Source organism: Paraburkholderia sp. JHI869, assembly GCF_038900775.1.
Classification (GTDB): domain Bacteria; phylum Pseudomonadota; class Gammaproteobacteria; order Burkholderiales; family Burkholderiaceae; genus Paraburkholderia.
In genome coordinates this window covers 71,988-85,528 of the sequence record NZ_JAYMSC010000018.1, presented here as the reverse complement: position 1 = coordinate 85,528, position 13,541 = coordinate 71,988, and the positions used below count along the sequence as shown (strand labels likewise).

Annotated in this window: 11 protein-coding genes and 1 pseudogene; 8 read left to right on the top strand and 4 right to left on the bottom strand. The window is 64.1% G+C overall.

The features are described 5' to 3' along the window. Together VSR72_RS27030 and VSR72_RS27025 are read left to right on the top strand one after the other, a co-directional pair. Window positions 1-1,020, top strand: a complete 1,020-nt coding sequence (locus VSR72_RS27030; RefSeq protein WP_342955416.1) for an aldo/keto reductase — start codon at window positions 1-3, stop codon at window positions 1,018-1,020. Further along, window positions 1,017-2,471 carry an NAD-dependent succinate-semialdehyde dehydrogenase gene (locus VSR72_RS27025; protein ID WP_342955415.1) on the top strand — a complete coding sequence of 485 codons (1,455 nt, stop codon included), beginning with the start codon at window positions 1,017-1,019 and terminating at the stop codon, window positions 2,469-2,471. Before VSR72_RS27030 ends, VSR72_RS27025 begins: the two co-directional genes overlap by 4 nt. A gap of 95 nt (window positions 2,472-2,566) precedes the next feature. On the opposite strand, the gene VSR72_RS27020 is transcribed toward VSR72_RS27025, so the two are convergent. From VSR72_RS27020 to VSR72_RS27010, 3 genes are all read right to left on the bottom strand, one after another. After that, window positions 2,567-2,992 (bottom strand): GFA family protein, encoded by a 426-nt coding sequence (locus VSR72_RS27020; RefSeq protein ID WP_342955414.1) that lies wholly within the window; start codon window positions 2,990-2,992, stop codon window positions 2,567-2,569. A gap of 49 nt (window positions 2,993-3,041) precedes the next feature. Then, on the bottom strand, window positions 3,042-3,935 hold the full coding sequence (locus VSR72_RS27015) for an alpha/beta hydrolase (RefSeq protein ID WP_342955413.1): 894 nt from the start codon (window positions 3,933-3,935) through the stop codon (window positions 3,042-3,044). A 78-nt stretch (window positions 3,936-4,013) separates the two neighbouring features. Continuing rightward, window positions 4,014-4,856 carry an EamA family transporter gene (locus VSR72_RS27010; protein ID WP_342955412.1) on the bottom strand — a complete coding sequence of 281 codons (843 nt, stop codon included), beginning with the start codon at window positions 4,854-4,856 and terminating at the stop codon, window positions 4,014-4,016. Between the two features lie 108 nt (window positions 4,857-4,964). On the opposite strand from VSR72_RS27010, the gene gcvA reads away from it, so the two are divergent. The 6 genes from gcvA (at window position 4,965) to VSR72_RS26980 (ending at window position 12,143) form a co-directional block, all read left to right on the top strand. Then, a complete protein-coding gene (gene gcvA, locus VSR72_RS27005; protein ID WP_342955411.1) occupies window positions 4,965-5,855 on the top strand; it encodes a transcriptional regulator GcvA in 891 nt (296 codons plus the stop codon). A gap of 370 nt (window positions 5,856-6,225) precedes the next feature. Further along, window positions 6,226-6,600: a BON domain-containing protein gene (locus tag VSR72_RS27000; RefSeq protein ID WP_342955410.1), complete on the top strand. Its 375-nt coding sequence runs from the start codon at window positions 6,226-6,228 to the stop codon at window positions 6,598-6,600. Window positions 6,601-7,107: 507 nt separating this feature from the next. Beyond that, window positions 7,108-7,401, top strand: coding sequence for a hypothetical protein (locus tag VSR72_RS26995; RefSeq protein ID WP_342955409.1), 294 nt, complete (start codon window positions 7,108-7,110; stop codon window positions 7,399-7,401). A gap of 127 nt (window positions 7,402-7,528) precedes the next feature. Continuing rightward, the gene (locus tag VSR72_RS26990) at window positions 7,529-8,635 is read left to right on the top strand and encodes a GGDEF domain-containing protein (RefSeq protein ID WP_342955408.1); all 1,107 of its coding nucleotides are present in this window, start codon (window positions 7,529-7,531) and stop codon (window positions 8,633-8,635) included. A gap of 158 nt (window positions 8,636-8,793) precedes the next feature. Beyond that, complete coding sequence (locus tag VSR72_RS26985) at window positions 8,794-10,626, top strand: SLC13 family permease (RefSeq protein ID WP_342955407.1); 1,833 nt, start codon at window positions 8,794-8,796, stop codon at window positions 10,624-10,626. 71 nt (window positions 10,627-10,697) lie between these two features. Further along, window positions 10,698-12,143 carry an alpha/beta hydrolase gene (locus tag VSR72_RS26980; protein WP_342955406.1) on the top strand — a complete coding sequence of 482 codons (1,446 nt, stop codon included), beginning with the start codon at window positions 10,698-10,700 and terminating at the stop codon, window positions 12,141-12,143. Window positions 12,144-12,170: 27 nt separating this feature from the next. On the opposite strand, the pseudogene VSR72_RS26975 reads toward VSR72_RS26980, so the two are convergent. Continuing rightward, window positions 12,171-13,094: pseudogene (locus VSR72_RS26975) on the bottom strand (trypsin-like peptidase domain-containing protein); the annotation flags it as partial. Between the last annotated feature and the right edge of the window lie 447 nt (window positions 13,095-13,541).

The following is a 13,541-nucleotide window of genomic DNA, read 5'->3' as shown; positions in this document are numbered from 1 at the left end:
ATGCAATACGTGCAACTTGGCCGCTCAGGCCTGAAGGTGTCGCGCCTGTGCCTCGGCACGATGAACATGGGCACGCCCGAGTGGAAGCCCTGGATCTACAACGAAGAGCAGAGCGAGCCGATCGTGCGCCGCGCGCTCGAAGCGGGCGTGAACTTCATCGACCTCGCCGACTTTTATTCGACAGGCGTGGGCGAGGAAGTGGTGGGGCGCATCGTGAAGCGGCTTGCGAAGCGCGACGAACTCGTGCTCACGACCAAGGTCGGTTATCCGATCGGTAATGGCGCGAATAACCAGGGGCATTCGCGCAAGCACATCATGGATGGGATCGACGGGTCGCTGCGCCGCCTGCAAACCGACTACGTCGACGTCTACATGCTGCACTACTTCGATGTGAACACGCCGGTCGAAGAAACCATGGATGCGCTCAACGATATCGTGCGCGCGGGCAAGGCACGCTATATCGGTGTTTCGACGATGTTCACGTGGCAGTTCGCCAAGATTCTGCAGGCCTGCGAGCGCTATAACTTCGCACGCCCAATCAATATGCAGTTGCAGCTGAACTGTGCGTATCGCGAGGAAGAGCGCGAGATGATTCCGTTCTGCCAGGATCAGGGCGTGGGCGTTTCGGTGTTCAGCCCGCTCGCTCGCGGCCTGCTTTCCGGCGACGCGAAGTCGGTACGCAACCAGACCGACTTCTTCACCGGCCAGATGTACGACGATGTAGCCTCGCGCGATATCGCCCGTTCGGTGGCCGAAGTCGCGGTGGCGCGCGGCGTGTCGTGCGCGCAGATCGCGCAGGCCTGGGTGCTGGGGCGTGCGGGTATCTCGTCGATGCTCGTGGGCGCGGACACCGTCGCGCAGTTCGAGAGCGCGCTCGCCGCGCTCGACACGCCACTCAGCGCCGACGAACTCTACGAGCTTGACCGCAACTACACGCCGTGCGACGTGATCAACGACTACGTGAGCGCACGAATTCCGCGCGTGCCGCGTGCGGCACGGCGCCTGGAGATCGCAGCATGATCGACGGACTCAAGGAAGCGCGCCTGTGGCGCACATCGAGCTTTATCGACGACGAATGGGTGGCGAGCGAAGCGACCTACCCGGTCATCGACCCCGCTACCGGCAAGCCGCTCGCGCAAGTCGCACGCGCCGGCGCGCGTGAAGCACTGCAGGCCGTGGCGGCGGCCTCGCACGCGTTCCCCGCATGGCGCGACGCCACGGCGGCGGAGCGCGGCGCGAAGGTGCGCCGCTGGGGCGAACTGATGCAAGCGCATCGCGAAGACCTTGCCCGCATCATGACGGCAGAGCAGGGCAAACCGTACGCGGAAGCGCTGGGCGAAGTGACTTACGCCGCGAGCTTTCTCACGTGGTTCGCCGAAGAAGCGCGCCGCGCCTATGGCGACGTGATTCCCGCGCCGAAGAAGGGCGCGCGGATCGTCGTGACGAAGGAGCCAGTGGGCGTGGTCGGCGCGATCACGCCGTGGAATTTCCCGCTCGCCATGGTCACGCGCAAGGCCGGTCCTGCGCTCGCGGCGGGTTGCACGATGGTGCTCAAGCCTTCGGAAGAGACGCCGCTTTCAGCGTTCGCGCTAGCCGAACTGGCGGTCGAGGCGGGCATTCCGCGCGGCGTGTTCAACGTCGTTTCGGGCGATGCCCCTGCTATCGGCGACACGCTCATGGCCTCGAAGGCCGTGCGCAAGATCTCGTTCACAGGGTCGACGCGCGTGGGCAAGCTGCTCATGCGTGCCGCCGCCGATACGGTGAAGAAGGTGTCGCTCGAACTGGGCGGCAACGCGCCCTTCATCGTGTTCGACGACGCCGATCTCGATGCCGCCGTGGAAGGTGCGATGGCCTCGAAATTCCGCAACACGGGGCAGACCTGCGTGTGCGTGAACCGCTTCTACGTGCAGGCCGGCGTCCACGACGCGTTCGTCGAGAAACTCGTGAAGGCGGTGCGCGCGCTGCGCGTGTCGGGCGGCATGGAGCCGGGCGCCACGCAAGGGCCGCTCATCAACGGCGCTGCGCTGCGCAAGGTCGAGGCACACGTTAGCGACGCGCTCGAGAAGGGCGGCGCCATTATGTGCGGCGGCCACGCGCATGCGTTGGGCGGCACGTTTTACGAGCCCACGGTCATCACGGGCGCGCACGGCGGCATGATGCTCGCGCACGACGAAACGTTCGGTCCCGTTGCGGCGGTGTTCCGCTTCGAAACCGAGGAAGAAGCGATCCAGGCCGCGAACGATACCGACTTCGGCCTTTCCGCCTACTTCTACGCACGGGACATTGGCCGCGTGTGGCGCGTGGCGGGCGCGCTGGAAAGCGGCATGGTGGGCATTAACGAGGGCATTATCTCGACGGAAGTCGCGCCGTTTGGCGGCGTGAAGGAGTCGGGGCTCGGGCGCGAAGGGTCGAAGTACGGGCTCGACGAGTACCTCGAAACGAAGTATCTGATGATGGGCGGTCTCGGCTGATTTTTCCGCGCTGTTATCAGCTTGCCAGCTTTTGGCGAAGGCCGCCGCGCGAGAGCGCGGCGGTTTTTTTCTCGCGCCGAATCAGTGCGTGGATCTCAGTCAGCCGCAATAAAGCGCAGGGTGCCCGCGAGGCGAGCTGGCCCGCCGGTGTCGCTCGGATGATTGACGCCGTCCATGACCGGCACCTCGGCGAAATCGAATGGGCTTACGCCGTCAACGCAGGCCACGTTGACGCCAAACAGGTTCGGATTGGATCGCCGTTGAAGATGGGTAGCAATGCCGCAGCGGGAACAGAAGAAGTGCTGCGCCGATTCGGTGTTGAAGCGATAGCTGGTCAGCAAATCCTCGCCCTGCAGGAACTCGATCCCCCCCATTTCGGCCGCGACGATTACGGCGCCTCGCATGCGGCAGTAAGAGCAGTTGCAGCGGCGGATCGAGTTGAAGCCGTCGCTGAGCGTGACCACGAAACGCACCGCGCCGCAATGGCACTGGCCGGCGTATTTGTTCGTATCGCTAATCATGTGGGTCTATCTCTTCTTCGGATAAAACGCGTTGCGCACAGGCGCTGCGTCAGCCGGCCCATGCGTGAATGTCGAGCACCGCGTCCGCGAACGCTGCGGGTGCCTCTTGCGGAGGGTTATGGCCGGTATTCGCCACGATGCGATTCTCGTGACGCGCCGTGAAACGCTTGGAGATGGCCTCGTTTCCCGCAGGTGGGTGGACGCCATCGTCATCTCCCTCGAGCGTGATCGTTGGCACGGTGATCGGCGGCATGGCGGCGAGGCGCCGTTCGATCTCGTCGAACCGAGGGTCGCCTTCGACCAGGCCGAAGCGGTGCCGGTAAGAATGGATCACCACGTCGACGAAATCGGGATTGTCGAACGACGCCGCCGAGCGCGCGTAGGTGTCGTCGTCGAAACGCCAGGTCGGCGACCAGAGCGACCACAGGAGGCGGCAGAACGCGCGCCGGTTTTCAGTCAACCCCGCGCGGCCGCGCTCGCCGTGCAGGTAGTACTGGTACCACAACCGGTGTTCCTTATCGGGGTCGGCTGGCTGTAGCGCGGCGGCGATATTCTGGATGTTGTAGCCGTTGACCGAAACCAGCCCGCGCGCTCGCGAGGGGTAGAGCGCCGCCACGATGCATGCCGCCCGGCCGCCCCAGTCGTATCCGCCGAGGACGGCCCGGTCGATCTGCAGTGCGTCGAGCAGCGCCAGCAGGTCAGCGCCAAGCGCCGCCTGCTGACCCGAGCGAAGTGTCGTGGAAGAACGGAAGCGTGTCGGTCCGTATCCTCGCAGGTAGGGCGTGATGACGCGCGCGCCCTGGGATATCAGGCGCGGTGTCACCTCGTTGTAAGCGTGGATGTCATAGGGGAAGCCGTGCAGCAGGACGACCGGCCATCCGTTTGCATCGCCCTCTTCGTCATAGGCGATGTCGAGCAGTTCGGTTTCGATGTGTTTAAGCATGGGGCGCTCCTTCGCGCTCAGTTGCGTGCTCTATTCGGCGCTAACGCACGGCTAGCAAACGACGTGCGCGAGGCCATGTCAAAGCCCGAGGCAAACTGCACCGGCCGCGACGACCACGCAGGCGAGCCAGCGCGCTCCACTCACCGCTTCCTGCAAAAACAGTCGCCCGATCAGCACCGCGAACACCACGCTGGTCTCGCGCAACGCCGATATTGCGCCCATCGCGCCCGACTGCAGCGCCCAGATTACGATGCCATACGCCCCAATCGACACGAGGCCACCCGCGAGCGACGAGGCGATCGACAATGGCTCGGCGCGTACCGGCTTCCATAGCGGTGCGAACCCGCGGGCCGCGACGAACAGCACCGGCATCGCCAAGTAGAACAGAAACATCCATGCGGTGTAAGCGAGCGGCTGACCGTCGGACAAGCGCACGCCGATGCCGTCGATCACGGTATAGAGCGCGATGGTCGCACCGGTCGTTAGCGCGGCCAGTGCACCGGCGCGCGACACGTGACGTCCTTGCAGCGCGATCGCGACGATGCCGCCCGAGATCATCGCGATCCCGAGCACGTGCAAGGGGCCGATCGCCTCGTGCGCAAAGAGCGCCGCGCCGAGCGTGACGAGCAGCGGCGACGAGCCCCGCGCGATCGGATAGGCCAGCGCCAGATCGCTGCGGCGATACGAGCGCACGAGACTCACGTTGTAGACGATATGCACGAGCCCCGACGCGATGATGAAGGGCCAGGAGGCGCGAGCCGGCAGTGGCGTCGAGAGGACGACGAGCGTGGCGGCCACGCCAATGGCGATGCTCATCCACGTCATGGAGAAAAACCGGTCGCGGTTGCCGTGGAGCATCGCGTTCCAGCTTGCGTGGAGCAGCGCGGCGAGGAGGACGATACCGCCGGTATAACTGAGCATGAGGGTGCGGGCAGGGTGGCTTGACTGTTGTATCAGGAAGGATATCTATCTTGTGATGGGCCAACAAACCAGTTAAATTGACGGATCGCATTAGAAAAACTCTTCCGAATGAAGCTGGTATTGCCTCCTCTCAATGCCCTGCGCGCCTTCGAGGCCGCGGGTCGCCTCGGCAGTTTCAAGGAAGCCGCCGCAGAGCTGCACGTGACGCCCGGTGCGGTGAGCCAGCAGGTGCGTCTGCTGGAGGAGTGGCTTGGCGCGCCTTTGTTCGAACGGCACAATCGGCGCGTGGAACTGACGCCGGCGGCGAAGGCGTATCAGGAGGAAATCGGCCCGTTGTTCGAGCAGCTCTTGCAGGCAACCGCGAGATTCGGTGCGCCCCAGACGGTCTCGCGAACACTGTCCGTGAGCGCGCCCGCGACCTTCACGTTGCGCTGGCTGGTGCCGCGACTGGCGAAGTTCCGCGCCGGGCATCCCGATGTGGACGTCAAGGTGGAAACGTCGAACGAGCCGCTGGAGAGTCTGAAAGATGACTATGACGTCATCATCCGGGGCGGTCCGGACACGTTCTACGGCTATTCGATGCGTCCGTTTCTCTCCGAAGAGCGGCTTCCGGTTTGCAGTCCTGAGCTTTTGCAGCGCGTGCCGCTTCGAACGCCTGGCGACTTGCGAGACCACACGTTGCTGCACACGTCGAGTCTTCCGCGGCTTTGGCCTGACTGGCTGGCGAGCGCGCAGATCCCCGACCTGAGGCCGGCTGCGGCTTTGACCTTCGACCACTTCTATCTGACCTTGCAGGCGGCCATCGACGGAATCGGCATCGCGATGGGGCCAACTGCGCTGGTTGCCGACGATCTCGCCGCTGGCCGGCTCGTCGCGCCGTTCGCGGGTCCGCGTCTGCCGTCGCGCAGCTATTGCACTTACGTTGCGGATGAGAAGGCTGGCGATGAACGGGTCGCGCTGTTTCGTTCGTGGCTCGAGCGCGAGGGGATCGGTTCGTGAATGCAGCGGGGCGTCGCAATTACGCGACGCCTCGCAGACTTTTTACGCGCACGCGCGACGGGATATGCGCTCCGTTTCTCTGCCGACCGGGAAAAGGCAGCCAAAAGGCGTGTCGAAGTTGCTTGATCGTTGACGGTCCCAATTGGGCTCGAGGGCGATGTGACCACAAGCCCGTGGCCACGAACGGTGGTCCTACTCCATGCTGAGATCGATATCAAGCTATTGATTCAGCCGGATTTTCCCCGCCCTGCGCCGGACATTACATTCTTATAATTTGCCGCGCGCTCGCGCAAATGCCTAGTAGCAAATGACGTAGTGCACCGGCCCGTTCGTGGGCCCACAACAAGACTCTGACAACTGGAGAAACTGCATGAAGGCTCTTCAAGTATTCAAGCTGGCCGCAGCGACGGCTCTCGTAGCTGCTTCGCTGCACGCCTATGCGCAGGACGACGCGGCTAGCGGCGCGGCCGCCGCAACGCAGCAACAGGCCGCCCCGTCGAAGGCGCAAACGAAGCAGGAGAAGGCCGCTAATCGCGCGCTCAGCCGCAAGGTGCGCTCCGCTCTCGCCAAGGACAAGAAGATCGATGTTGCCAGGATCACCGTGCGTGCGCGCGACGGCGCCATCGTCCTGCAGGGCTCGGTGCCGGAGCAGGCGCAGATCCAGCACGCCACCGAAGTCGCCACGGGCGTGCAAGGCGTCACGTCGGTCAGGAACGCGCTGACGCTCCGTCCGAACGAGTCCTGATCATTGCGCACTATCGCCTTGCGCCCGCAAGGGCGCATGCGCTGACGCCCTGCGCATGGAACGGATATCGCGCAGGGCGATTATGTCTGCCGCCATAAAGGCCCCGGATTTCCCGAAATAGGGATGCGAAACGTAGTCTCGCAAAATGCGGTGTAAATCGTTGAGCGGGATTTCACAAGGGCATCAAAAAAGAGGCTTCTCGCGAATGCCTGATCAAACGGCCGAACCGCATATCGATTCGCGCAGCGCCCGGATTCGAGACCAGAATCCATTCCGCCAATACGGGTAATTCCCAAAAAACGAAATAAATCGTTGCGCACAATGCGCTTAATTATCCGCGATCGCTTTCCTAAACTTGATATGAACTGGCAGGGGTTTGCTTTACGTGCACCACTGCGAACAGTTACGCGATTTTAATCGTCGTGAGCCGCGCATATAACGACCGCCAACGAGAAACATGGGTGGGTTTGTGCCGGAATTCCAGTCCAATCAAAGGAGGAGCGAGTCATGATGAAGTCAACCAGCACATTGATCGCGGCCGTCGCCGCACTCACGCTGTCGGCCGGTGCGTATGCACAGAGCAATAATTCGCTGGCGACCCCGAGCGTAACGTCGCCGGCTGCCGCTGCTGCTGCCAATACCAACGCAACGAGCGGCTACGGCACGCCCGGCGCCACGGGCTCGGACAGCGGCATGAGCGGCTCGCCGAATAGCGCGAACAATAGCGCTACGCCGGTCCCCGGTGGCCCTGACAACAACTCACTGGCGCGGCCGAGCGTAAAGTCGCCGGCAGCGAAATAACAGCAGCCTCTCGCCGTAAGCAAGACCGCCGCCCTCACAGGCGGCGGTCTTTTGTTTTTCCTGACGAGCGCTCAAGTCTGTCCCCAAGCTGCCGTAATAGCAGGCTTCGGAATATTCTCGATGCATCGTGACACATCCCGGGACTCAGCCTTCACTGGATCTTGCTGCGCTTATCGAAACCGTCCAGCGGAACGAGCGCGCCTCGAAATCGTTCCAGGACGTGGAACTGCGCCTGATTGGCGCGCACGACTGGTGCGCCTTTCTCGAAGGGATGTTCGTCTATCTGCCCGAGGTGTTCCGGCTCGCTTCGGCCGGCATCTGGCTCGACGCCCGCACGCCGCTCCTGCGCGACCTGCTCGAATCCAATTGCGGGCGCGCCGACCTCGAAGCGAACCTGCGTTCCGGCCTCCAGGGCGGCCTCGCGCTGTCGCGCCTGTGTGCGGGAAGCCAGCCGTGGCTTGGCCGCGTGAGCGAACTGAGCGAACTCGAGCCCGCGGTGAGCGAGACCTTCTTCGGCGCGCAGGCAGCGCGCACGGCGATTGGCAGCGCGATCGTGTTGCCGCTTTTGAACCGCACCCACGTGCTCGGCTACCTGTGCCTCGCAAGCGATGACCCCGCGCGCTTCGACGCCAGCATGGGCACCGACCTGCTTGCGCGCTTCAGCAGCGTTGCGGCGGCGAGTCTCGACAACGTCGCGCACCGCGAGCATCTGCGCAAGACGGGCGTGACCGACCCGCTCACGGGCCTTTCGAACCGCCGCTATTTCGATGAGCGCCTGCACCACGAGATCCGGCGCGCGAACTCGCACGCGGCGCCCATGTCGTGCCTTTTCATCGATATCGATCATTTCAAGCAGATCAACGACACCCACGGCCACGCAATCGGCGATCTCGCGCTGGGCGCCATCGGCACCTGCCTGAAGCAGCAGGTGCGCGTGGGGGACACGGTGTCGCGCTACGGCGGCGAAGAATTCGTCGCGCTGCTGCTGTGCGAGTTGCCCGACGCGCTGGCTGTCGCGGAGCGCATCCGGCATGCGGTCGAGGCGCTCGAAGTGCTCGACGACGAGGGCGAGCGCATTGCGCTCAGCGTGTCGATCGGCGTGGCGGCTTACCAGATGAACTCGCTCGCCGCGAGCCCCGAGGTGCTCGCGCGCTCGCTGCTCGACCAGGCCGATCAAGCCATGTACCGGGCCAAGCACCAGGGGCGCAACCGCGTTTCCCTGCTCGAGGCGTAAAGCGCATCGACGTTCACAAACATCATGCAAAAGCCGTCGCGACGTGGGGCTAATCCAGGGCCACACTGAAACGTAAGTTTTCAAAATCCGGCACTATTTGCGGTAGCAGTGGTTTCTCAGGCCCGTTGAGCGTTGCATCGAGCAGGCAAGCCGAAATCATGTCTACCGACCTTTTGATGACCGTTGCCTGTCTGGGCTGCGCGATCGCGATGTTCCTGATCGGCCGGCCGCGTTCGGACGCGGTGGGGCTCATCATGATCGTGGCGCTGTCGCTCTCGGGCATCGTCACCGTCAACGAGGCGCTGGCCGGTTTCTCGGACCCGAACATCGTCCTCATCGCAGCATTATTCGTGCTCGGCGACGGGCTCGCACGCACGGGCGTCGCCCAGCGCGTGGGCGACTACCTCATCGAGCGCGGTGGTTCCAGCGAGCGCCGCCTCGTCGTGCTGATCATGGTCATTGTCGGCGTGATGGGCTCGGTCATGAGCTCGACAGCCGTCGTGGCGATCTTCATTCCCATCGTCATTCGCATTGCGCGCCAGTCGGGCGTGTCGCGCGCGCGCATGCTCATGCCGGTCAGCATGGCCGCGCTCACGAGCGGCATGCTCACGCTCGTCGCCACGACGCCGAATCTCGTCATCAACAGCGCGCTCGTTTATCGCGGCTACCAGGGCTTCAGTTTCTTCGCCATCACACCGCTGGGCGTGCCGATTCTCGCCGCGAGCATTGGCTGGATGCTGTTTGCAAGGCGTTTTCTGAACGGCACGGGGGGCGCCGAGTCGAGCACGCGCCCGTCGCTGAACGACTGGGTCGCGCGCTATTCGCTCGAAGGGCGCGCATTTCGCCTGGAAGTGGGCGCGGATTCCCCGCTCGTCGGGCAGACGCTCGGGCACACCGGGCTCGACGACGATCCTGTTGCGCACGTCGTCGCGATCGAGCGGCGCGCGCGCATGGGCGCAACGGTGCTGCCCGCGACCGCGGACAGCAGCATTGCACCAGGCGACGTCCTGCTGCTCGACGTGGAATCTCCAAGCTTCGACGTGCAGGCGTTTTGCGCGCGCTTTGCGCTCGCGATGCGCCGCATGTCGGGCGCCTACTTCACCGACCAGACCCACGACGTGGGCATGGCCGAGGTCATCGTGCCGCCGGACTCGTCACTCGTGGGCAACGTCGCGCGCAGTTCCGCGGCGCTGCGCCGGCACGGCGTGACGGTCGTCGGTCTGCGCCGCGCCGACGCCGCGCTCGTGCAGGACCTGCAGGCCACGCAGCTGAAAGTAGGCGACACGCTGCTGGTAGTGGGGCCGTGGATCGACATCTTCTCGATGCAGTCGGTCGAGCGCGATATCGTGTGTCTCGCCATGCCGGTCGAAAGCGACGCCTACGTGCCGGTGCCGCACAAGGCGCTGCATGCGCTCGCGATCATGGCGCTCGTCATCGCGATGATGCTCACGCCGCGCGTGCCGAACGTGCTCGCGGGCCTGATCGGATGTCTGCTCATGGGCGCGTTCGGCTGCGTGAGCCTCGACAGCGCGTATCGCGCGATTCACTGGCGCAGCCTCGTGCTGATCGTGGGCATGCTGCCGTTTTCCATTGCGCTGCAGCGCACGGGCGGCATCGACATCGCCGCCGACGCCGTGCTGCGCGTGGCCGGCAACTGGGGCGCGCATGGCCTGCTGGGCGCCGTTTTCCTGCTGACACTCGTGATCGGCACGGTGATTTCCGGCACGGCGACAGCGGTGCTGATGGCGCCCGTGGTGCTCGCGATGGCGGCACATCTGCATGCGTCGCCGTATCCGTTCGCGATGACGACGGCGGTCGCCGCATCGTCGGCCTATATGTCGCCGATATCGACACCCGTGAATGCGCTCGTCAGCACGGCGGGCGGCTACCGGTTCCGGGAATTTTTCAAGGTGGGCTCGCCGGCTGCCCTCGGGGCGCTCGTGATCACCGTAATGCTTGTGCCGCTCATTTGGCCGGTTTTCCCGCGCTAGCGCGAGGAAAGGCCGGCCACCCGTTCGCGAGGCATTGACCGGATATGGCGAATTTCTTGACGAGAGCGTGGATGCTTCGCTGGATCAAGCGGGTTTTCCTTTTCGCGCTGATCGCATTTGTGTGCATTGCCGGCGTGCGGTTCTACGACGCGCAGCGCAAGGCGCCTTTGAGCTTGTGGCACACGTATGTGCCGGAAGACATGCACGCGCACGACATCGATCACGCGACGTGGGAGGAATACATCGCGAACGAGAATCGCCTGTTCGACTCGGTGAAGAAAAACGTGACCGACAAACTACCGGCAGACGAGCGCGTTCCCGCTAATCGCTATTTCTCAGGCAGCCCGATTTATCCCGGACACTTTCGCACCGACTGGAACCGCTCGTACACATTGATGCCGGAGGGCGCACCGCGCGGCGTGGCCGTGATGCTGCACGGTCTGACCGATTCGCCATACAGCCTGCGGCACATCGCGCAGCGTTATCAGCAAGATGGCTTCGCGGTGGTGGCGGTGCGCTTGCCGGGGCATGGCACCGTGCCTTCGGGTCTGACCGAAGTGACGGCGGAAGACTGGGAGGCGGCCACGCGCCTCGCCGTGCGCGAAGCGCGGCGACTCGTGCCGGCGCCTGCGCCGCTGCATATCGTGGGTTTTTCGAACGGCGGCGCGCTTGCGGTTCAATACTCGCTCGAGGCGCTCGATGACTCGAGCCTGCCGAAAGCAGACCGCCTGATCCTGCTTTCGCCGATGATCGGCATTACGCGCTTCGCGCGATTTGCGGGGCTCGCGGCGTTGCCTGCGATCCTGCCGGCATTTGCGAAAGCCGCGTGGCTCGACATCGTGCCGGAATTCAATCCGTTCAAGTACAACTCGTTTCCCGTGAACGGCGCGCGCCAGTCGTGGCGATTGACGCGCAAGATCCAGCAGGAAGTGGCGGACGCCGCGCGCAATGGCAAGCTGGCGGCGCTGCCGCCCATGCTCGCATTCCAGTCCGTGCTCGACTTCACGGTGAGCACGAGCGCGATCATCAGTTCGTTGTATTCGCAACTTCCCGCCAACGGCAGCGAGCTGGTGCTATTCGATATCAACCGCACGGCGCAATGGAGCCCGCTGCTGCGCGCTTCGATGCGTGACGCGCTGCGCCGTCTCGCACCCACGCCGCCGTTGCGTTACCGCCTGACCGTACTCACCAACGCCTCCGCCACTTCGCCGCAAGTGGTTGAAGAGAGCACGGCGCCGAACGACACAACGGCAAAAGTCGAACCCACTGGGCTCGACTATCCGCCTGACGTGTATTCGCTTTCGCACGTGGCCCTGCCGTTTCCGGTGACCGATTCGCTCTACGGTCGCAACCCCGATCCCGACGACGACCTGGGCATCCACCTGGGCGCCCAGTCCGTGCGTGGCGAAACTGGGGCGCTGATCGTGGGGGCGGGGCTCCTCACGCGGCTCTCCTGGAACCCTTTCTACGGGTACATCGTCGAGCGTATCGACTACCTGGCGAGTCATGGGCCGTGATCTCGACCGACCACGACCCGCCCGCGCTTACGCGCGCGGCGCGAGTTCGACCTGCGCGGTCATCTGCTCGCCGTCGCGGGCGACGACGATCTGCACCTTGCTGCGTGCCCGCGCGATCATGCTTTGCAACTGCTCGACGTTGTCCACCTCGATGCCGTTGACCGCGACGATCACGTCGCCGGCGCTGATGCCCGCCGCCTTTGCCGGACCGCCGGCTTTCATGACGAGCACGCCGCCGTCCACGCCGACTTGCTGCGCTTCGTCGGCGCTGAGCGCGCGCACGGCCACGCCAAGGCGCGGATGCGAGTTGCGGGCCAACATGCTGCCGTTGCCATTGCCGTTACCGCCGCCCTGCACGATCTGATCCTTCATGTGCATCGCTTCGTCGATCGGAATCGAGAACGAGAGGCCCTGGAAGCCGCCCGTGCGCGAATAGATCATCGAGTTGATGCCGATGACTTCGCCGTTCAGGTTGAAGAGCGGGCCGCCCGAATTGCCCGGGTTGACGGGCACGTCGGTCTGGATGAGGTGCGTCGGGCTATCTTCCGAGAGCTGACGCGACTTCGCGCTGATGATGCCCGAGGTCACGGTGTTGTCGAGACCATAGGGCGAGCCGATCGCGACGACCCAGTCGCCCACCTTGCTGTTCGCCGGGTTGCCGATCTTCACCGTGGGGAAACCCGTACCGGCGATTTTCAGCACGGCCACGTCGCCTGCCTTGTCGGTGCCGATGACGCGCGCGGGGAACTTGCGGCCGTCGGTGAGCTTGACCGTCACGTCGTCCGCGCCTTCGACGACGTGATTGTTCGTCAGGATGTAGCCATCCTGGCTCACGATGAAACCCGATCCGAGGGCGCCCGAATGGCCGTCTTCGGAGTCCGGGTTTTCCTTGACGACCTCGACATGGACCACAGCCGGGCCGTACTGCGCGACGATCGCGGAGAAGTTCGGCGCCGTGCCCTTAACGTCGTCTGCCTTGGGCGCGGGTGCCGACAAAGTCGCTTTCGTGATGTGGCTTTCGTCCGCGCTGGCGTGCTCGTGGCTGACGACCCAGGCGCCGGCAAGCGCCACCGCTACACCGGCGATCAGGCCCCGGCGCCGATATTTGATGGTACTCATTGCTATGGTCTTCGAAGAGGTTGATGAAGGTGGGCGTAAGGTACTTTTTGCTGCTTAAACGTGACTTAAATGAAAGAAGGATCTTTTGACCGATCGAAGAGTCGATGTGCGCGCAACGAAAAATGGGGGCGCGGTTGTTCGGGCGGTCGTTCCACAGTCGTTCGCGCAGTCGTTCGCGCAGTTGTTCGGATCCCTCGCCAGCTAGCGCGCAAGTCTTCCTCAAAGCGGCTAGTCTTCCGAAGTGGCGCCCGATCGCGCCCCGAAGACGCATTATTGAGG